This is a genomic window from Rhodovulum sp. ES.010 (assembly GCF_900142935.1).
GTDB lineage: Bacteria > Pseudomonadota > Alphaproteobacteria > Rhodobacterales > Rhodobacteraceae > Rhodovulum.
In genome coordinates this window covers 798,521-817,215 of the sequence record NZ_FSRS01000001.1, presented here as the reverse complement: position 1 = coordinate 817,215, position 18,695 = coordinate 798,521, and the positions used below count along the sequence as shown (strand labels likewise).

The 18,695-nt window shown below is 67.2% G+C and carries 14 protein-coding genes; 9 read left to right on the top strand and 5 right to left on the bottom strand.

From position 1 onward, the window contains the following. Positions 1 to 2 precede the first annotated feature (2 nt). The 6 genes from BUR28_RS04090 (at position 3) to hflX (ending at position 8,327) form a co-directional block, all read left to right on the top strand. Positions 3 to 2,258 (top strand): sensor histidine kinase NtrY-like, encoded by a 2,256-nt coding sequence (locus tag BUR28_RS04090; RefSeq protein WP_074218967.1) that lies wholly within the window; start codon positions 3 to 5, stop codon positions 2,256 to 2,258. A 3-nt stretch (positions 2,259 to 2,261) separates the two neighbouring features. Continuing rightward, positions 2,262 to 3,683 carry a nitrogen assimilation response regulator NtrX gene (locus tag BUR28_RS04085; protein WP_074218966.1) on the top strand — a complete coding sequence of 474 codons (1,422 nt, stop codon included), beginning with the start codon at positions 2,262 to 2,264 and terminating at the stop codon, positions 3,681 to 3,683. A gap of 59 nt (positions 3,684 to 3,742) precedes the next feature. Continuing rightward, the gene (gene trkA / locus BUR28_RS04080; protein WP_074218965.1) at positions 3,743 to 5,119 is read left to right on the top strand and encodes a Trk system potassium transporter TrkA; all 1,377 of its coding nucleotides are present in this window, start codon (positions 3,743 to 3,745) and stop codon (positions 5,117 to 5,119) included. A 6-nt stretch (positions 5,120 to 5,125) separates the two neighbouring features. Continuing rightward, positions 5,126 to 6,661: a TrkH family potassium uptake protein gene (locus BUR28_RS04075; protein WP_074218964.1), complete on the top strand. Its 1,536-nt coding sequence runs from the start codon at positions 5,126 to 5,128 to the stop codon at positions 6,659 to 6,661. Positions 6,662 to 6,795: 134 nt separating this feature from the next. Further along, positions 6,796 to 7,032 carry an RNA chaperone Hfq gene (hfq, locus tag BUR28_RS04070; RefSeq protein WP_074218963.1) on the top strand — a complete coding sequence of 79 codons (237 nt, stop codon included), beginning with the start codon at positions 6,796 to 6,798 and terminating at the stop codon, positions 7,030 to 7,032. Further along, a complete protein-coding gene (gene hflX / locus BUR28_RS04065) occupies positions 7,029 to 8,327 on the top strand; it encodes a GTPase HflX (protein WP_074218962.1) in 1,299 nt (432 codons plus the stop codon). Before hfq ends, hflX begins: the two co-directional genes overlap by 4 nt. A 147-nt stretch (positions 8,328 to 8,474) precedes the next feature. Here hflX and BUR28_RS04060 read toward each other — a convergent pair whose 3' ends face one another. Next, positions 8,475 to 10,943 (bottom strand): penicillin acylase family protein, encoded by a 2,469-nt coding sequence (locus BUR28_RS04060; RefSeq protein WP_074218961.1) that lies wholly within the window; start codon positions 10,941 to 10,943, stop codon positions 8,475 to 8,477. A gap of 81 nt (positions 10,944 to 11,024) precedes the next feature. Here BUR28_RS04060 and BUR28_RS04055 point away from each other — a divergent pair, with 81 nt between their 5' ends. After that, complete coding sequence (locus BUR28_RS04055; RefSeq protein ID WP_074218960.1) at positions 11,025 to 11,897, top strand: NAD(P)-dependent oxidoreductase; 873 nt, start codon at positions 11,025 to 11,027, stop codon at positions 11,895 to 11,897. Positions 11,898 to 11,924: 27 nt separating this feature from the next. Here BUR28_RS04055 and BUR28_RS04050 read toward each other — a convergent pair whose 3' ends face one another. From BUR28_RS04050 to hemB, 4 genes are all read right to left on the bottom strand, one after another. Next, positions 11,925 to 12,242, bottom strand: a complete 318-nt coding sequence (locus BUR28_RS04050) for a hypothetical protein (RefSeq protein ID WP_254813682.1) — start codon at positions 12,240 to 12,242, stop codon at positions 11,925 to 11,927. A gap of 63 nt (positions 12,243 to 12,305) precedes the next feature. Further along, on the bottom strand, positions 12,306 to 12,533 hold the full coding sequence (locus BUR28_RS19245; protein WP_139307479.1) for a hypothetical protein: 228 nt from the start codon (positions 12,531 to 12,533) through the stop codon (positions 12,306 to 12,308). Positions 12,534 to 12,620: 87 nt separating this feature from the next. Further along, positions 12,621 to 13,196, bottom strand: a complete 576-nt coding sequence (locus BUR28_RS04045; protein ID WP_074218958.1) for a lipid-binding SYLF domain-containing protein — start codon at positions 13,194 to 13,196, stop codon at positions 12,621 to 12,623. Between the two features lie 194 nt (positions 13,197 to 13,390). Then, positions 13,391 to 14,392, bottom strand: coding sequence for a porphobilinogen synthase (gene hemB, locus BUR28_RS04040; protein ID WP_074218957.1), 1,002 nt, complete (start codon positions 14,390 to 14,392; stop codon positions 13,391 to 13,393). Positions 14,393 to 14,511: 119 nt separating this feature from the next. Between hemB and BUR28_RS04035 the strand changes: the two genes are divergently transcribed. Together BUR28_RS04035 and mfd are read left to right on the top strand one after the other, a co-directional pair. Next, positions 14,512 to 15,039 (top strand): component of SufBCD complex, encoded by a 528-nt coding sequence (locus BUR28_RS04035; RefSeq protein WP_074218956.1) that lies wholly within the window; start codon positions 14,512 to 14,514, stop codon positions 15,037 to 15,039. A gap of 32 nt (positions 15,040 to 15,071) precedes the next feature. Further along, positions 15,072 to 18,515 (top strand): transcription-repair coupling factor, encoded by a 3,444-nt coding sequence (gene mfd, locus BUR28_RS04030; RefSeq protein ID WP_074218955.1) that lies wholly within the window; start codon positions 15,072 to 15,074, stop codon positions 18,513 to 18,515. Positions 18,516 to 18,695: the final 180 nt, after the last annotated feature.

The window sequence follows — 18,695 nt, the reverse complement described above, 5'->3', positions numbered from 1 at the left end:
GGATGGCCCTCGAGCGGTTCTTCCAGTGGCGGCCGTCGCGGCGCGCGCAGAACGCGGCGACATTGGGGCTCGTCGTTCTGGGCCCGCTGCTTGCCGTCGGCACGTTCCTCCTGCTCGGCCCGCTCGACCAGGGCGCGACCTCTACCGGGCTGCGCGCACTGCTGCTGGCCGATCTCGTCTATTCGCTGGTCGTCGCCACGCTGGTATTTCGCCGGATCGCTCGCATGGTTGCCGCGCGGCGGCGGCATTCGGCGGGCTCGCGGCTGCACCTGCGGCTGACCGGCGTCTTCGCCATGGTCGCGCTTGTGCCCACGGTGCTGGTGGCGGTCTTTGCCGGTCTGACCATCAATATCGGGCTCGAGGGATGGTTTTCCGAGCGCGTGCGCAACGCCGTGGGCGCCTCGCTCGCCGCGGCCGAAGCCTATGAGGACGAACACCGCCGCGATCTTGCGGCCGATGCGCGCACGCTGGCAGGCTATCTGAACGTCGCGCGGCAGGGGATGTTCTTCCTGTCGGACGGTGAGTTGCGCCAGCTTCTGACCCAGGCCCAGGCGCGGGTTCAGCGCGGGCTGAAGGAGGCATACGTCATCGACGGGGGCGGCGAGATCAAGGCGCGGGGCGAGCGTTCCTATCTCTTCGACTATGAACAGCCCGCTCCGGCCGAGATCGCCCGCGCCGCCGAGGGCGAGACCGTCATCCTCGAGGACTGGGACAACAACGAGTTCCGCGCTCTGCTCTCGCTCGACGCCTATGCGGATCGCTTGCTCTACATCTCGCGCAACGTGGATGGCGACCTGCTGAGCCTGCTCGACGACACCCAGGAGACCTCGCGCCTCTACCGTCAGCTCGAAAGCGAGCGAGGGCGGGTGCTGTTCGAGTTTGGCCTGCTCTACCTCGGCTTCGCCGTGATCCTGATCCTCGCGGCAGTGTGGCTGGGCCTGTGGTTCGCCGAGCGGCTGTCGCGACCCGTCGGCCGGCTGGCGGGCGCGGCGCAGCGGGTGGGCGCGGGCGATTTCGACGTGCGCGTTAAGGAAGAGGACGGCGACGACGAGATCGCCATGCTGGGGCGCATCTTCAACCAGATGACGCACCAGTTGAAGGGCCAGCGCGAGGCGCTTCTGGAGAACAACCGCCAGACCGAGCGCCGGCGTCGGCTGTTCGATTCGGTGCTCTCCTCGGTCACCGCGGGGGTGATCGGGCTCGATGCCGAGGGGCGGGTGGAATTCATGAACCGCTCGGCGCTGACCCATCTGCAACTGGACGACGCGCGCGACGGCGGGCAGGAGCTCAAGGTCGCGGTGCCGGAATTCGCAGCGCTTTTCGACCGGTTGCGCCGCGACCGGCGCGGCACCGCGCAGGAGGAGATCCGGCTGATCCGCGGCGGCAGGATGGAGAACCTGCTGGTGCGGATGGCCACGCGGCGCGGCGCGGACGGTCGGCGCGAGGGCTACGTGATCGCCTTCGACGACGTGACCGACCTCGTGACCGCGCAGCGCATGGCCGCTTGGGGCGACGTCGCCCGCCGCATCGCCCACGAGATCAAGAACCCGCTGACGCCGATCCAGCTTTCGGCGGAACGCATCAAGCGCAAGTTCCGCGCGGCCGCGGGCGACGAGGCCGAGACGCTCGACCAGTATACCGACGTGATCGTGCGCCAGACCGCCGATCTGCGCCGCATCGTCGACGAGTTTTCGAAGTTCGCCCGGATGCCCGAGCCCGAGCGCAAGCCCGTCGACCTTGCCGCGCTGGTGCGGGACGCGGTCGTCTTGCAGGAGAGCGGCCAGCCCGGCGTGCGCTTCGCCGCCGACCTGCCCGAGGCGGCAATTCCCGCGCAGCTCGACGCGACGATGATCAGCCAGGCGCTCACGAACTTAATGAAGAACGCTGGCGAAGCCATTGAAACATTTATGGAGCGCGGTGCACCCAAGGGGTTCGTGCCGGAGATCCGCGTGCGACTTTCGCGCGACGACGAAACCGGGCTGATCGAGATCCAGGACAACGGTATCGGCCTGCCCGAGGACCGCGCGCGGCTGTTCGAACCCTACGTGACGACGCGCGATTCCGGCACCGGGCTGGGGCTGCCGATCGTCAAGAAGATCATCGAGGAGCATGGCGGCACGCTGGACCTGACCGATGCCGAGCCCTTCGCCCCGGGCACCCATCGCGGCGCGCGGGCCGGGATCCGCCTGCCCGTCGGGCCGACGGGCGCGGCGGAAGACACGACGTCACCAAAAGAACGAGCGGTAACTGGGGAGTAGACCATGGGCGATATCCTGATCGTCGACGACGAGCGCGACATCCGCGAACTGATCTCGGACATCCTCAAGGACGAGGGCTACACCACGCGGCTCGCCGCCAATTCCGATGCCTGCATGGCCGAGATCAACGCCGAGCCGCCGGCGCTGATGATCCTCGATATCTGGCTTAAGGACAGCAACATGGACGGGATCGACATCCTGTCCAGGGCCAAGCGCGACAACCCCGACATCCCCATCGTCATCATCTCGGGCCACGGCAATATCGAGATCGCGGTCGCGGCGATCAAGCAGGGCGCCTACGACTTCATCGAGAAGCCGTTCAACATCGACCAGCTCCTGGTGGTGATCCGCCGCGCGATGGAGGCCGCGCGGCTCAGGCGCGAAAACCAGGAGCTGCGGCGCAAGGATGTCAGCCAGGCCGAGATGGTCGGGTCGAGCCCGATCTTCAAGGCGCTGAAGGCGCAGCTCGACAAGGTGACCCGGTCGAACGGGCGGGTGATGCTGAAAGGCCCGCCGGGGTCGGGCAAGGAGGTGGCCGCACGCTACATCCACGCCCAGTCCAACCGCGCGAACGGGCCCTTCGTTGTAGTCAACTCCGCCTCGATCGAGCCCGAACGGATGGAGGAGGTGCTGTTCGGCCGCGAGAGCCCGACCCGCGGGATCGAGCACGGGCTGCTGGAACAGGCCCATGGCGGCATTCTCTATTTCGACGAGGTAGCCGACATGCCGCTTGGCACCCAGTCCAAGATACTACGGGTGCTGGTCGACCAGCAGTTCCAGCGCGCCGGCGGCACCGACAAGGTGCGCGTCGACATCCGCGTGATTTCGTCGACCACCCGCGATCTGCATGCCGAGATCGCCGCCGGGACGTTCCGCGAAGAGCTTTATCACCGGCTCAACGTGGTGCCGATCGACGTGCCCGCGCTGGATGACCGCCGCGAGGACATCCCTGCGCTCGCCGCCCATTTCATCGCCAGTTTCAACAAGTCTCAGGGTCTGCCGCTGCGCCCGCTGTCGGACGAGGCCGAGGCGCTGCTCCAGACAATGGGGTGGCCCGGCAACGTGCGTCAGTTGAAGAACGTGATCGAGCGGGTGCTGATCCTGGGCGAGGGCACCGCGCCGATCGCCTCGGCCGAACTGCCGGCGAGCAATGACGGCCCGGCCGAGGACGGCCGCGTTGTGCTGTCGGCGGGGCTGGCAACACTGCCCTTGCGCGAGGCGCGCGAGCTGTTCGAGCGCGAATACCTGCTGACCCAGATCAACCGCTTCGGCGGCAATATCTCGCGGACGGCGAATTTCGTCGGCATGGAACGCTCGGCACTGCACCGCAAGCTGAAATCGCTGGGCGTCGTCACCTCGGCCCGGGCCGGGTCTCGGGTCGCCCATGTCGACGACGAGGAAGAGGCCGACACCGCCGCAGATTGACCCCCCTTGCGCCTTCTGCAATGCATGGGGCGCGTTTTGCCCAGTGTCGGATAGCGTGAATGAAGATCATCATCTGCGGCGCGGGCCAGGTCGGCTGGCAGATCGCCCGCCACCTCTCGGGCGAGCGGAACGACGTCACCGTTGTCGATCTCAACGGCGACCTGATCCGGCGGGCGACGGACGCGCTTGACGTGCAAGGCATCACCGGTCACGCGTCCTATCCCGATATCCTGCAACGGGCGGGCGCGCGCGATGCCGACATGATCATCGCGGCCACGCAGTCCGACGAGGTCAACATGGTCACCTGCCAGGTGGCTCATTCGGTCTTCGCGATTCCGCGCAAGATCGCGCGGCTGCGCTCGCAATCCTACCTGACCGCGATCTATTCCGACCTTTACCGGCGCGACCACATGCCGATCGATGTGGTCATCAGCCCCGAGCGCGAGGTGGCCGAGGCGGCGCTCCAGCGGCTGTCCTCGCCCGCGGCCTTCGATACCGAGAGCTTTCTTGGCGGCAAGGCGCAACTGCTGGGGATTACGCTGGAAGAGGACTGTCCGGTGGTGAACACGCCGCTGAGGCAGTTGACCGACCTGTTCTCGACATTGCGCGCGCTCGTCGTGGGCGTGCGCCGCGAGGGCACGCTGTTCGCGCCGGAGCCGAACGACCAGCTTTTTCCCGAAGACCAGATCTACGTGTTCTCCCATATTGAGGACATCGACCGCACGCTGGAGATCTTCGGCAAGCCCACGAAACGGCAGGAGCGGGTGGTCATCATCGGCGGCGGCAATGTCGGACTGGCCGTGGCCGAGGCGCTGGAGAACCGCGAGGACCGCATCCGCGCCAAGGTCATCGAGAAGGACCGGACGCGCGCCGAGATTGCCGCGGATGCGTTGGAACGGACCATCGTGCTCAACGGCGACGGGCTCGACGTGAACCTCCTGGAAGAGGCGAATATCGAGCGCGCCGACGCCGTTCTGGCGGTTACCGACGACGACAAGACCAACCTGCTTGCCGCGGTGCGTGCCAAGCTGGCCGGCTGCCCGATGGCCATCTGCCTGGTCAACGACCCCTCGCTGGTGCCGCTGATGGGCCCCCTCGATATCGACGCCTATATCAACCCCCGCGCCACGACCGTCAGCTCGATCCTGCGCCATGTCCGTCACGGCCGGGTGCGCGGCGTCTACTCGATCGGCGATGCTGAAGCCGAGGTGCTGGAGGCGCAGGTGCTCTCGACCTCGCCGATGTGCGGCCAGCGCGTGCAGGAGATCGACTTCCCGGAGGGCGCGCTGGTCGGGGCGGTGATGAAGGGCGAGAAGGTGATCCGTCCGACCGGCTCGACCCGGATAGAGGAGGGCGATGTGGTGGTGATCTTCGCGCTGTCGGCTGACGTCCCCGAAGTGGAGCGCCTGTTGCAGGTCTCCATCGACTTCTTCTGAGCGCCGATGCTGCGGCGGATCTACGACCTTCCGCTTCTGGTGATCCTCATGGGCGTGGGGGCCGGGGCGATGTTCCTGCCCGTGGGCGTGGCGCTGGCAGAGCGCGACTGGCTGACGGCGCGCAGTTTCCTCTATTCCGGGCTTCTGTTCTCGGTGCTGGCCGCGCTGATCGGTCTGGCTACTGTCCGTAACCGCGTCTCGAACCAGGCCCGTAGCCACCTCTTGGCAATGCTCAGCTTCTACACGGTGCTGCCGCTGATGCTGGCGGTGCCCGTTGTGGAGTCGGTGCCGGGGGCAAGCTTCCTGGACGGCTATTTCGAGATGGTTTCGAGCCTGACGACGACCGGGGCCACGCTCTACGATGTGCCCGGGCAGGTATCGGGCGCGCTTCATCTGTGGCGGGCGATGGTGGGCTGGCTTGGCGGTTTCTTCATCTGGGTCACCGCGATCTCGATCCTGGCGCCAATGAACCTTGGGGGCTTCGAGGTGACCGCCGGGGCCGGCGCGGGCACGCCGACGGCGCCGCACCCGGTTGGCGGCGGGGCCGAGACCGGGAAGGGCGCGGACCCGCGCGGCCGGCTTGTGCGTTTCGCAAGCCGTCTCGCTCCTGTCTACCTGGGGCTTACTGCCGCGCTGTGGGTGCTCATGCTTGTCGCCGGCGAGGGACCGCTGGTCGCCGCTTGCCACGCGATGTCAATCCTCTCGACCTCGGGTATCTCGCCCGTGGGCGGTGTGCCCGGCGGGCAGAGCGGTTTTGCCGGCGAGTTGTTTCTCTGGGGCTTTTTCATCTTCGCCTTCTCGCGGCGCACCTTCATGTTTGATTTCCGCGCCGAAAGCTGGCGAGCGCTCAGGAGCGATCTGGAAATCCGGATGGGGGTGGCGATCGCCTGGGCGGTGACGTTGTTCCTTTTCGTCCGCCATTGGCTGGGCGCCTATGACATGGCCGCCGAGGAGAACCTTTTCGCGGCGTTGCGTGCGCTTTGGGGCGCGGTCTTCACGGTGACCTCCTATCTGACCACCACCGGGTTCGAATCTGCCGACTGGGCGGCGGCGCAAAGCTGGTCGGGGCTGGCGACTCCGGGGCTGATCCTGGTCGGGCTGGCCGTCTTCGGCGGGGGTGTTGCAACCACCGCGGGAGGGGTCAAGCTGCTCAGGATCTATGCGCTCTACAAGCATGGCGTGCGCGAGATGGAAAAGCTCGTCCATCCCTCCTCGGTGGGCGGTGCGGGCGCCTTCGCCAGACGCATGCGGCGGCAGGGCGCGCAGATCGCCTTCGTGTTCTTCATGTTGTTCGCATTGTCGGTTGCCGTGACCATGGTCGCGCTTGCCGCGACCGGGCTTGGATTCGAGGCCTCGATGGTCCTGACCGTGGCCGCGCTCACCACCACCGGGCCGCTGGCCTCTGCCGGCAGCGAGGCGGCGCTGTCCTACGCCGCGCTCGGGGATGGCGCACGTATGATCCTCGCCGCGGCGATGGTGGTGGGCCGACTCGAGACGCTGGCGATCATCGCGTTGCTGAACCCGGATTTCTGGCGCACCTGAGGCGCAGCGGCCAATTTTCGGCGTAAAGGCCGGTTAAGAGGGCTGGAATCTCCGAAAACCTCGCGACATACTCTCCCGCACGGAACGACGGCTGTCCGGGGAAGGGCAGAACCAGAAAAAAGGGCAATAACCGAATGGCTGCCGAAAAAAACCAGAATTTGCAGGACGCATTCCTTAACCATGTTCGCAAGACCAAGGTCCCGGTGACGATCTTTCTGATCAACGGGGTCAAGTTGCAGGGTGTGATCACTTGGTTCGACAATTTCTGCGTGCTCCTGCGCCGCGACGGGCAAAGTCAGCTCGTTTACAAGCACGCGATCTCCACAATCATGCCCTCGCAACCGATCAACCTCTACGACGGTGAGGATTGAGCTCCGAACTGCGTGAGGAGTCTGCGCGCCGGGTCACCCGGGCCTTTGTGCTGCACCCCGACATCGCCAGCGACCGGTCGCGGCGCGAGGCCGCCCCGGCGCTGGAGGAAGCGGTGGCCCTGGCCCAGGCGCTGCCCGACATGGAGATCGTCGGCGCCGAGACCGTGCCGTTGTCGAAGGCCCGCCCGGGACAGCTGTTCGGTCCGGGCAAAGTCGAGGAACTGGCTGAGCGCCTAGGCGAGGCCGAGATCGAGCTGGTTCTGATCGACGGCCCCGTCACGCCCGTCCAGCAGCGCAACCTGGAACGCGACTGGAAGGTCAAAATCCTCGACCGGACCGGGCTGATCCTCGAGATCTTCGCCGAGCGCGCCCGCACCCGTGAGGGCGTGCTGCAGGTGGAACTGGCCGCGCTTAGCTACCAGCGCACGCGGCTGGTGCGCGCCTGGACCCACCTCGAACGCCAGAGGGGCGGCCTGGGATTCGTCGGCGGCCCCGGCGAAACCCAGATCGAGGCCGACCGCAGGGCCATAGACGAGGCGATCACCCGGTTGCGCCGGCAACTGGAAAAGGTCGCCAAGACCCGCGACCTGCACCGCGCCGCGCGGCGCAAGGTGCCGTTCCCGGTGGTGGCGCTGGTGGGCTACACCAATGCCGGCAAGTCGACGCTGTTCAACCGGCTCACCGGCGCCGAGGTGATGGCCAAGGACATGCTGTTCGCCACGCTCGACCCAACGATGCGGGCAGTGACGCTGCCGACGGGCCTGAAAGTCATTCTGTCCGACACGGTGGGCTTCATTTCCGACCTGCCGACGCAGCTGGTCGCGGCGTTCCGCGCGACGCTGGAAGAGGTGCTGGAGGCCGATCTCGTCGTGCATGTGCGCGACATCGCCCACCCCGAGACCGGGGAGCAGGCCGATGACGTGCGCGCTATCCTAGCCGATCTGGGAGTTGCCGCCGAGACGCCGCAGATAGAGGTCTGGAACAAGACCGACCTGCTGGACCCGGCGGCCCGTACCGCGCTTGAAACGGCCGCCGCGCGCCATGACGGCGTCCTAACGCTGTCGGCCTGGACCGGCGCCGGGCTTGAGGCGCTTCTGTCGGCTGTAACGCGGGCGCTCGATGACGCCCGGACGCGGCGCGCGCTGATGCTCGGCTTCGATGAAGGACGCAAGCGCGCCTGGCTCTACGACCAGGGCGTGGTCGAGGCCGAGACGCAGGTCGACGAAGGCATCCGCCTTACGGTCAACTGGACCGCCCGGCAGGAACAACGGTTCCGGGCGTTGGACGCGGGCTAGCGCAGGGCTGCGGCGTTCTTCTTCTTGGCCAGAATACTCGCGGGGGCCCGGGGGCGCAGCCCCCGGCTGGTCGCCTTGCGCAAGCAAGGCGAAACCAAGGGGTGCTGGGCTCGCATCGCTTCCGGCATCGAACCGGTCCGCGGCGCGTCAGTCGCCTTCCGGCAGCAGGCGTGTAACGCCTACCGCCGCGGCGCGGGCGAGGTCCGGGTCGAGGCTCATGGGAATGTACTCGCCGCGTCGCCACAATTCGCCCAGGTCGTCGTAATGGCGGCTCAGCGGGTGGCCTGACTGGCCGGTGGAGATGACGAAGACCGAACTGTCGGGGTCGGCGAAGTCGTAGACGCCGCGATACCCTGCCCCGTGGATATTGGCGAAGGGGTGGGGCTCGGTGCCGCGGGTCAGGCCGCGGTTGAGCGTGTTGTCGCCCCCCGAGGTCGGCTGGCGGATGTTCACGAACCACTTCAGCGCCGAGTCGCCGAGCACCGGGTGGTCGTGCCGGGCTTGGTGCGCCGCGCCCCAGCGCAGGGACTCCAGCGAGCCGCCATAGGTCTCGGCAAGCCACAGCAGCGCCTCGTCCAGCGACCGACGGGCGATCTCGGTGCAGGTCTCGACCGCGCTCGACTGGCGGATGTCGCACCATGCGCCCGCGCCGTCGATGTCGCGGAAGACCCGCTCGATGAAAAGCGGTTCGACATGGGTGAACTCGTTCGCGAGGGGGCCCAGTTCGTCGCGGATCAGCCGGTCCTGCAACCGCCGCAGCCAGGCGGCATAGATCAGCGGTTCGGGCAGGTGCTCGTTCATCTCGCCGTTCCATTCGGCCAGTAGTTCGAGCGCCGTCTGGCGCCGCCGCTCGGGGCTGCCCAGCGGCGCGGGTTCGCCGGTGAACCACAAATCGCGGCCGATCAGCGGCAAGAGCGCGCGCGCGGTGAACGACACGGTGTCGAGCTGCGCTTCGATGAAGCTCTCGCGGGTATGCACCTCCCGGGTTTCCATCAGGCGCTTCCAGCGCTGGATGCGCTGGCTGTCGCCCCAGTCGAAGCTGACATGCAGCGGAAACGGCCGGTCGACGAGCTTGTTGTTTGTGTTGCCCAGGATGCCGCTCGCCGGCGCGACGAAGCGGGGGTTCGCGGCATAGTTCAATCGGCCTTGCCAGCGGTTTTCCGGTCTCCAGCCCGCCACGGGCAGGCGGCCTTGGCTCTGGTGGCCCGCACGCCGCCCGGGCATGGCGCCAATGGTCTGCAGTGCGATCGTCTCCTCGTCCACCACCATCAGGTTCTGTGCCGGGGCGACGTGGAGCCGGCCGGCCTCGATCGCCTCGTTCACGCTGGCCGCCCGCATCAGCTTGAGCCCCGCACTCATCGAGGTGTCGGCCGCATCCAGCAGCGTCCAGCCGAGCGCGGCTACGTGCCCCGCGGGTGTGATAGAGGCGAGGTCGTGATGGGTGGCGGGCAGCACCGGTCCGTTCTCGGTCCAGCGCATCTCGATTGTCACCGGCTGTGCATCTGCCACGCGGATGATCGTGCGCTGCATCTCGAAAGGCGCGTAGCCTTCGGGCGTGCGGTATTCATTCGGGTTTTGGGGGTTCAGGGCTTCGAGAAATACGTCCTGGTCGTCGAGATAGGCCGTGGTCAGGCCCCAGCCGAGCCGCGCCGAACGGCCTGCAAGGACCACCGGCATCCCCGGCACCGTACCCCCGATCACGCCGCCCGTGGAAAGCTCGAGCCGGGCGAGATACCAGATCGAGGGGGCCGAAAAGCCCAGGTGCGGGTCGTTGGCCAGAAGCGTGCCGCCGGCCGCCGAGCGGCGAGGCGCGGCGGCAAAGGCATTCGAGGCGGAGGCGAAGGGCCGCCCCTCGGGAAAGGGCGAGAGCGGGCCGGCGGCGGCCTTGTGGCGTGGCGTTGTCGAAGGGGAGACGCCCGGTGCAAGCTCGCTGTAGTCGGGCAACGCCGCGATCCCGCTGCCCGGGGCGTCGGGCAGAAGGTCGCGCACGCGGTCCTCATCGAGCAGCAGAGAGACGCGCGCGCGCAAGACCTCGGCATCGAGATGGGTCGAGACCGTCAGCCCCATAAGCTTGGCGATGGCCAGCGAATCGGCCGGTTGCCAGTAGGGGACTTCCGGCGTGAACAGGAAGAATTCCGGCGCGCCCCGGCCGCGTGCCTCGGCATTGACGGTGCCGATCCAGGCATTGACGCCACGGGCATACGCTTCCAGCGCGCCGGTGGTGTAGGCATCCTGCACCGCGACCGAGCGTTCCGCGAGCCCGTAGAGGTCGAGCCGGCGGATCAGCTTGTCGATTTCCAGCGTGCGGGCGCCGAAAAGTTCTGACAGCCGGCCCTGCGCGGTGCGCCTTAGAACCGTCATCTGCCACAGCCGGTCCTGAGCATGGGCGAAGCCGAGCCCGAAGAACACGTCGGCATCGCTCGCCCCAAAGACATGCGGCACGTTGGCGTTGTCGCGCACGATCTCCACCGGCTGCGACAACCCCGCGACGCGATGGGTCGCATCGTAGTCGGGCAGGGACCGCGACGCGAGATAATAGACGGTCGCCCCGGCCAGCACGGCCAGGATGACGACGGCCATGAAGAGCCGCAGAAGCCATCGGAAGAGCCCGGCCATGTCCGCCCTGTTGTTGACGCCCCGGATGGGGCCGTTAGTTAGGGGCAAACGCCGGCGCATGCAACGAGGGGGGAGAGGCCGATGGCGAAAGTCGCGTTCCTGGGACTGGGGGTGATGGGTTACCCGATGGCGGGGCATCTCGCCGCGAAGGGGTGCGATGTCACCGTCTATAACCGTACGGGGTCCAAGGCGGAGGCCTGGGTGGCCCAACATGGCGGGCGAGCCGCGCCCACGCCGGCCGACGCGGCCGCCGGTGCGGAGTTCGTGATGGCATGTGTTGGCAATGACGACGATCTGCGCGCAGTGTGCACGGGGCCGGGGGGCGCCTTGGCAGGTATGGGCGAGGGGGCGGTCTTCGTCGATCACACGACCGTTTCGTCAAAGGTGACCGAGGAGATGGCGGCAACCGCAGCCGAGTCGGGCGTAGCCTTCGTCGACGCGCCGGTTTCGGGGGGGCAGGCGGGGGCCGAGAACGGCCAGCTTGTCATAATGTGCGGCGGCCCCCAGGAGGCGTTCGACCGGGCCGAGCCTGTCATGGCCGCCTATGCAAAGCTCGCCAAGCGGATGGGCGGCACCGGGGCAGGGCAACTGACCAAGATGGTCAACCAGATCTGCATCGCGGGGCTTCTGCAGGGGCTGGCGGAGGGGCTGCATCTCGCGCAGAAGGCTGGGCTTGACGGGCGCGCGGTGGTAGAGGTCATCGGTGGCGGCGCGGCTGGAAGCTGGCAGATGGTCAACCGCCACGGCACGATGCTGGACGACCAGTTCGACCATGGCTTCGCCGTCGACTGGATGCGCAAGGACCTTGCGATCTGCCTGGCTACCGCCGAGGAGAACGGCGCGAGCCTGCCGGTTACCGCGTTGGTCGATCAGTTCTACAAGGACGTGCAGAATATGGGCGGCGGCCGCTGGGACACCTCGAGCCTGATCAAGCGACTGCGCGCGATGGGCTGACGAGGCGCCGCGGCACCTGGGCCGATCCTAGGACAGATCATAAGCGCCTGGCGGGTCGCCCGCGCCGGTGAAGGCGTCATTGCTCCAAAGCCCGTCAGTCAGGGCATACCAGACGCCGTAATGCACCCGGTACAGCCAAGAACCGAGCGCGAGCCAGAACAGCCGCAGCGCCCAGTCGCGGTGGTGTTCCAGGTTTCCGGCGCGCCCGCTGCGCAGGGTCTGAACCGCCGCCACCATGAGCAGGACGCCATAGCCGGCAAATCCCGCGTCCATGACCGGCCCGCCGATCGTGCCGCGCAGCACGATGTAGGCGGTTCCCGTGACGCCCGCGATCAGAGCGCCCACGGCAAGGAGATGTCCGCCGGCCCTGTGAGCGCCGGGCAAGCTGCGGCGGAGCGCACCGAGCAGTTACAGCGGCGCCAGGATCGTGATGGCCGCGCCGGCCAGCATGTGCAGGAAAATCGCGCCTTTCGATGCCCAGGCGCCGTCGCGGAACAGATAGGTCGGCTCGGCCAAGTTGCCCGCCAGTCCACCAACGCCGAATTCGACCGAGTAGCGCAAAAAGGGCCAAGCCAACAGCAACGCCGCTGCCAGCAGAATGTGTCGTGTGACGGACGCCCGTCGTAGCCTGATCACCCCTTCCTATCCGTTTCGAACGGTTTCGCTCGCCCCAGCGACAGACTAGGGCGGCGAGGCCGAGGTCCAGGCCACGGGCAGCGCGGCTTAGGGGATGATGCGTGTGTACTTGGTCCCTTGCAGCGAGGCGCCGGCAATCAGCCCCTGCTGGCCGAAGATCACTGCGATCACCGGGTCGAGCGAGGTCATCGTGTCGGCCGAAACCGCGCCCGCGTCATCCATGAAGGCGTATTCGAGATCGGCACCCGCCGACCATCCGGCCCCGGCGCGGAAGGTCTGCAATGCCTCCGGCGTCATGAAGAACAGCGCATGCGCATATTGCTGCGCGCCAACCTGGAACCCGATGCTCGCCGAGGTCGCGGAGTAGTAATCGACCGTGACATTGTTCACTCGCAGGGCACCGCGGCCATAGGCGCCACCAACCCAGAGGCCCGCCTTGGTGATCAGCGGCATCCAGAGAATGCCCTGCGCCTTGTCCGCCAGTTCCCGCGTGCCGGGATATCGGCTGAAGAGATAGTTCCGCGTCGAGTCCACCCGGCTGTCGATCTCGGCGCCGCCCTGGCTGCCCACGCCGTTGCCGCAGGCCGCCAGTGCCGTTGTTGCGCCCATGGCGCCCAGGAAAACCCTGCGGGAGAACAGGCTCGTGTTCTTGCCGTCTTGCATTGCTCCGTGCCTCTTGTTGTGGCCTTTTCGACCCTTGCCACAAACTATAGAGGTCCGCGCGCGCCCTGTCACCACCAAGAGCGCCCGTCTAGGCAATTCCTTGCAGGTCGCCATGGCACGCTGATCGGCGCGCCCGGCGGGCCGGCCCATGGCGCGAGATGCGGCGAAGACACGCGCGCGCCCAGCGACCGGCGTCAGCCCGCGCGCAGCCGTTTCGCCGCCTCGGGCGCGAAATAGGTGAGAATCCCGTCGCAGCCCGCGCGTTTGAAACTCATCAGGCTTTCCATCATCACCTTCTCGCGGTCGAGCCAGCCGTTCTGAGCCGCGGCCATCAGCATCGCGTACTCGCCCGACACTTGGTAGGCATAGGTCGGAATGCCGAACGCGTCCTTCACCCGCCGGCAGATGTCCAGATAGGGCATGCCCGGTTTCACCATGACCATATCCGCGCCCTCCATTAGGTCGCGTTCGACCAGCCGGATCGCCTCGTCGGAATTGGCCGGGTCCATCTGGTAGGTTTTCTTGTCGCCCTTCAGCGCGCCCGAAGCCCCGACAGCGTCGCGGAACGGCCCGTAGAATGCGCTGGCGTACTTCGCGGTGTAGGACATGATCGTGACGTCCGAATGGCCGGTCTCCTCCAGCGCCTTGCGGATCGCGCCGATGCGGCCGTCCATCATGTCCGAAGGGCCGAGGATATCCGCTCCGGCCTCGGCCTGGGCGAGCGCCATCTTCACCAGCGCCTCGACGGTCTCGTCGTTCACGATGATCCCGTCGCGCACGATCCCGTCATGGCCATTGGCGTTGTAGGGATCGAGCGCGATGTCGGTCATCACCGCGATCTCGGGCACCGCCTGCTTGATCGCCCGGATCGCCCGGTTGGACAGGTTTTCCGGGTTCCACGCCTCCTCGCACTTTTCCGTCTTCAGCGCAGGGTCGGTATAGGGAAACAGGCAGATGGCCGGAATGCCCAGATCGGCCGCCTCCTGAGCCGCCTCGACGACCCGGTCGAGCGAGCGGCGCGCCACGCCCGGCATTGAGGGCACCGACTCTTCCACGTCTTCACCCTCGCGGATGAAGATCGGCCAGATCAGGTCGCCCACGCCCAGCGCCGTCTCGCAGGTCAGCGCCCGCAGCGCCGGCGTGCGGCGGGTGCGGCGCAGGCGAGTCATCGGGAATGGGGCGAGAGTGGGGCGCATGGCAACGGCTCCTTCAACATTTCCTGCGACTGCGTTACACGGATCGGAGCACACCTCAAGAGCGGGAATCGTCCCAGCGGCGCCCCGCCCCAGAGGCCCCGGATGGAGCAGCGGCGCCCTTGGACTGGAACCAGCAAGTCTTCGAGTTGATCGACATGCGGTCGTTCTCGAACCTCTGGTACTGGATCGCGCTTGCGGTGCTGTGGTCCACCTCCAGCCACTGGGTGCTGGGCGTGCCCTACGACATGATCCGGCGCGCCCGCCGTACGGGCGGCGAGGCGGCCGAGGACGTGGCCGACCTGCTGCGGATCAATGCGCGCCGCTACCTGTACATCGCGCGCGTCTCGGGGCTGTGGATCACCGGTTTCGCGGGCTTCTTGCTCAGCACGTTGGCGATCATAGGGTTCCATTACGGAAACGAGTTCAGCCAGGCGGTGTTTCTGTTGTTCGCGCCGATGACGTTGGTCGGTCTATGGTCGATCCGCACGGCACGGATCTACGAGCGCGGCGGCCACCGGGCCGAGGCGCTTTACCGGCTGTTGACCTGGCACCGGCTCGGCGTGCAACTCTTGGGGATCGTCTCGATCTTCGTTACCGCGATGTGGGGGATGTGGCAGAACATGTCGATCGGTGCGCTCGGCGGTTGACACCGCCCCCCGCGTCCTTATTTCCGGCGCCCATGGCCGATCTCCTCCACATTACCGCCGGCGGCGCCCCCGAGGGCTATGACGCGCGCCTTCTGGTGCGCGAGATGGACCGCACCGGGCAGTCCGTCATGCATGTTGCGCGCGACGACAAGCGGCTGTCTGCGATGCGCGCCGCGCTGGCCTTCTTTGCGCCCGATGCGGTGGTGCTGGATTTTCCCGCCTGGGATTGCCTGCCCTATGACCGGGTCTCGCCCAACCCGGATGTCGAGGCGGCGCGGATGGCCACACTTGCCGGGCTGGTCGCCGGGATGCCGGCGCCGTTCATCCTTCTGACCACCCTGAACGCAGTTACCCAGCGCGTGCCTGCGCGCGAGGTCCTGCGCGCGGCGTCCTTCACCGCGCGGGTGGGGGCGCAGGTGGACGAAGAGGCGCTTAAGGCGTTTCTCGTGCGTATGGGCTTCACCCAAGCGCCGACGGTGCTGGAGCCGGGCGACTACGCCGTGCGGGGCGGGATCATCGACATCTACCCGCCGGGCGAGTCGGGGCCGGTGCGGCTCGATCTCTTCGGCGACGTCCTCGACGGGGCGCGCCGCTTCGACCCTGCGACACAGCGCACCACGGAACCGCTGCAAACAGTGGAACTGGCGCCGGTCTCCGAGGTGATCCTGGATGACGCGGCGATCACCCGGTTCCGGCAGAACTACCGCATCGAGTTCGGCGCCGCCGGCACCGACGACCCGCTCTACGAGGCCGTCAGCGCCGGGCGCAAGCATGCGGGCGCCGAACACTGGCTGCCGTTCTTCCACGACCGTCTGGAGACGCTGTTCGATTACCTGCCGGACGCGAGTGTCTATCTCGATGACCAGGTGCCGCCCGCGCGGCTCTCGCGGTGGGAGACGATCGACGACCAGTACCAGGCCCGGCGCGAGGCGATGACCCAGAAGGGGCGCATCGACAGCGTCTACAAGCCATGTCCGCCGGCTCTGATGTATATGGACGATGACGCCTGGACCGCTGCGATCGCCGGACACCGCGTGGTGCAGCTTTCGCCGCTGGCGCAGGGCACGGGCCCGGGCGTGATCGACGCGGGCGGGCGCATCGGGCGCAACTTCGCGCCCGAGCGCAAGCTGGAACAGGTCAGCCTTTTCAGCGCCTTGAAAGACCATGTTCAGGCGCGCCGAGAGGAGGGGCCGGTGGTCGTCGCCTCCTATTCCGAGGGTGCGCGCGAACGGCTCAGGGGGCTTCTGGAGGACGAGGGCGTCAGCGATGCCCAACTCGCCGCCGATATCCGCGACGTGGCTGAGGGGCGGGGCCTTTACCTGACCGTGTGGGCGCTGGAGCACGGTTTCGAGGGGCCGAAACTGACGGTGATCTCGGAACAGGACGTGCTCGGCGACCGGCTGATCCGCGCCCCGAAGAAGCGCCGCAAGGCCGAGAACTTCCTGACCGAGACGCAGTCGCTCTCGCCCGGCGATCTGGTCGTCCATGTCGAGCACGGCGTCGGACGCTACAACGGGCTCGAAACCATCACTGCCGCCGGCGCACCGCATGAATGCCTGGCGCTGGAATACGCGGGCGGCGATCGGCTGTTCCTGCCGGTGGAGAATATCGAACTGCTCAGCCGCTACGGTCACGAGGAAGGGCTACTCGATAAGCTGGGCGGCGGGGCCTGGCAGGCCAAGAAGGCCAAGCTGAAGGCACGCATCCGCGAGATCGCCGACCGGCTGATCCGGGTGGCTGCCGAACGCCACCTGCGCAACGCCCCGATGCTGGAACCCAACCACCACATGTGGGAGGCGTTTTCCGCGCGCTTCCCGTATCAGGAGACCGACGACCAACTCGCCGCCATCGAGGACGTGCTGACCGACATGGCCTCCGGCACACCGATGGACAGGTTGATCTGCGGTGACGTTGGGTTTGGCAAGACGGAGGTGGCGATGCGCGCGGCCTTCGTTGCCGCGATGTCGGGCGTGCAGGTGGCGGTGATCGCGCCGACCACGCTGCTCGCCCGCCAGCACGCGAAAAGCTTCTCCGGACGGTTCCGCGGCTTCCCGCTGGAGGTGCGCCAGCTTTCGCGTTTCGTCGGCCAGAAAGAGGCGGCGGCCACCAGAGCCGGGCTGGCCGAGGGCACGGTGGACATCGTGGTCGGCACCCATGCACTGCTGGCCAAGGGCATCCGTTTCCGCAATCTGGGCCTGCTGATCATCGACGAGGAGCAGCATTTCGGCGTCGCCCACAAGGAGCGGCTAAAGGCCATGCGCAGTGACGTGCATGTGCTGACGCTGACCGCGACGCCCATTCCGCGCACGCTGCAGATGAGCCTGACAGGCGTGCGCGATCTCTCGATCATCGGCACGCCCCCCGTCGACCGCCTCTCGATCCGCACCTATGTCAGCGAGTTCGACGCGGTGACCGTACGCGAGGCGCTGCTGCGCGAGCATTTCCGCGGCGGCCAGAGCTTCTTCGTGGTTCCGCGAGTCAAGGACCTTCCCGAGATGGAGGCGTTCCTGCGCGACCAGGTCCCGGAGGTCTCCTTCGTCGTCGCGCATGGCCAGATGGCGGCGGGCGAGCTCGACGACCGGATGAACGCCTTCTACGACGGGAAATACGACGTGCTGCTGGCCACGACCATCGTGGAATCGGGGCTCGACATCCCGACCGCGAACACGATGATCGTCCACCGCGCCGACATGTTCGGGCTGGCGCAGCTTTACCAGATCCGCGGCCGGGTGGGGCGGTCGAAGACGCGCGCCTATGCCTATATGACGACCAAGCCGCGCGCGCCGCTGACGCCGCAGGCGCAGAAGCGGCTGCGTGTGCTGGGCTCGCTCGACACGCTCGGCGCGGGGTTCACGCTGGCCAGCCAGGACCTAGACATTCGCGGCGCCGGGAATCTCATCGGCGAAGAGCAGTCGGGCCATGTCCGCGAGGTGGGCTTCGAACTTTACCAGTCGATGCTGGAAGAGGCGATTGCCAAGATCCGCTCGGGTGCGGTGGAGGGGCTGGCCGAGACCGACGAGGATTGGTCGCCGCAGATCAACCTCGGCGTTCCCGTCCTGATCCCCGACGATTACGTGCCCGATCTCGACGTGCGGCTGGGGCTTTACCGGCGGCTTTCGGGCCTGACCACCAAGGTGGAACTCGAAGGTTTCGCCGCCGAGCTTATAGACCGGTTCGGCAAGCTGCCGCGCGAGGTCAACACGCTTCTGCTGGTAGTCCGCATCAAGGCGATGTGCAAGCGCGCGGGCATCGCCCGGCTGGACGGGGGCCCCAAGGGCGCGACGATCCAGTTCCACAATGACAAGTTCGCCAACCCTGCCGGGTTGGTCGAGTTCGTGCATGGCCAGCGCGGCCTGGCCAAGGTCAAGGACAACAAGATCGTCATCCGCCGCGACTGGGCGAAGGACAGCGACCGGATAAAGGGTGCCTTCGCCATAGCGCGCGATCTGGCTGAGAAGGTCAAGGCGGTGGCGTAAAGGGCGCAGGCCGCGTCCGCGATTCGCCAGGCTCCGGCGCGACGGTGTCGCTGCCGAATACGCCGAGATTCAAACGGCGGGCGCAGCGCGCGCAGGCTGGAGACAGCTAGGCGCGCGGCCACTGGCGGGCGTACCTCCCGGGTCGCCGCAGAATACGATTCGTCAATCGCCAACGCACAC

Excerpts from the sequence above, each read along its gene's own strand:
- BUR28_RS04090 (WP_074218967.1), top strand. The coding sequence starts at position 3 with ATGGCCCTCGAGCGGTTCTTCCAGTGGCGGCCGTCGCGGCGCGCGCAG.
- BUR28_RS04085 (WP_074218966.1), top strand. The coding sequence starts at position 2,262 with ATGGGCGATATCCTGATCGTCGACGACGAGCGCGACATCCGCGAACTG.
- trkA (WP_074218965.1), top strand. The coding sequence starts at position 3,743 with ATGAAGATCATCATCTGCGGCGCGGGCCAGGTCGGCTGGCAGATCGCC.
- BUR28_RS04075 (WP_074218964.1), top strand. The coding sequence starts at position 5,126 with ATGCTGCGGCGGATCTACGACCTTCCGCTTCTGGTGATCCTCATGGGC.
- hfq (WP_074218963.1), top strand. The coding sequence starts at position 6,796 with ATGGCTGCCGAAAAAAACCAGAATTTGCAGGACGCATTCCTTAACCAT.
- BUR28_RS04060 (WP_074218961.1), bottom strand. The coding sequence starts at position 10,943 with ATGGCCGGGCTCTTCCGATGGCTTCTGCGGCTCTTCATGGCCGTCGTC.
- BUR28_RS04055 (WP_074218960.1), top strand. The coding sequence starts at position 11,025 with ATGGCGAAAGTCGCGTTCCTGGGACTGGGGGTGATGGGTTACCCGATG.
- BUR28_RS04045 (WP_074218958.1), bottom strand. The coding sequence starts at position 13,196 with ATGCAAGACGGCAAGAACACGAGCCTGTTCTCCCGCAGGGTTTTCCTG.
- hemB (WP_074218957.1), bottom strand. The coding sequence starts at position 14,392 with ATGCGCCCCACTCTCGCCCCATTCCCGATGACTCGCCTGCGCCGCACC.
- mfd (WP_074218955.1), top strand. The coding sequence starts at position 15,072 with ATGGCCGATCTCCTCCACATTACCGCCGGCGGCGCCCCCGAGGGCTAT.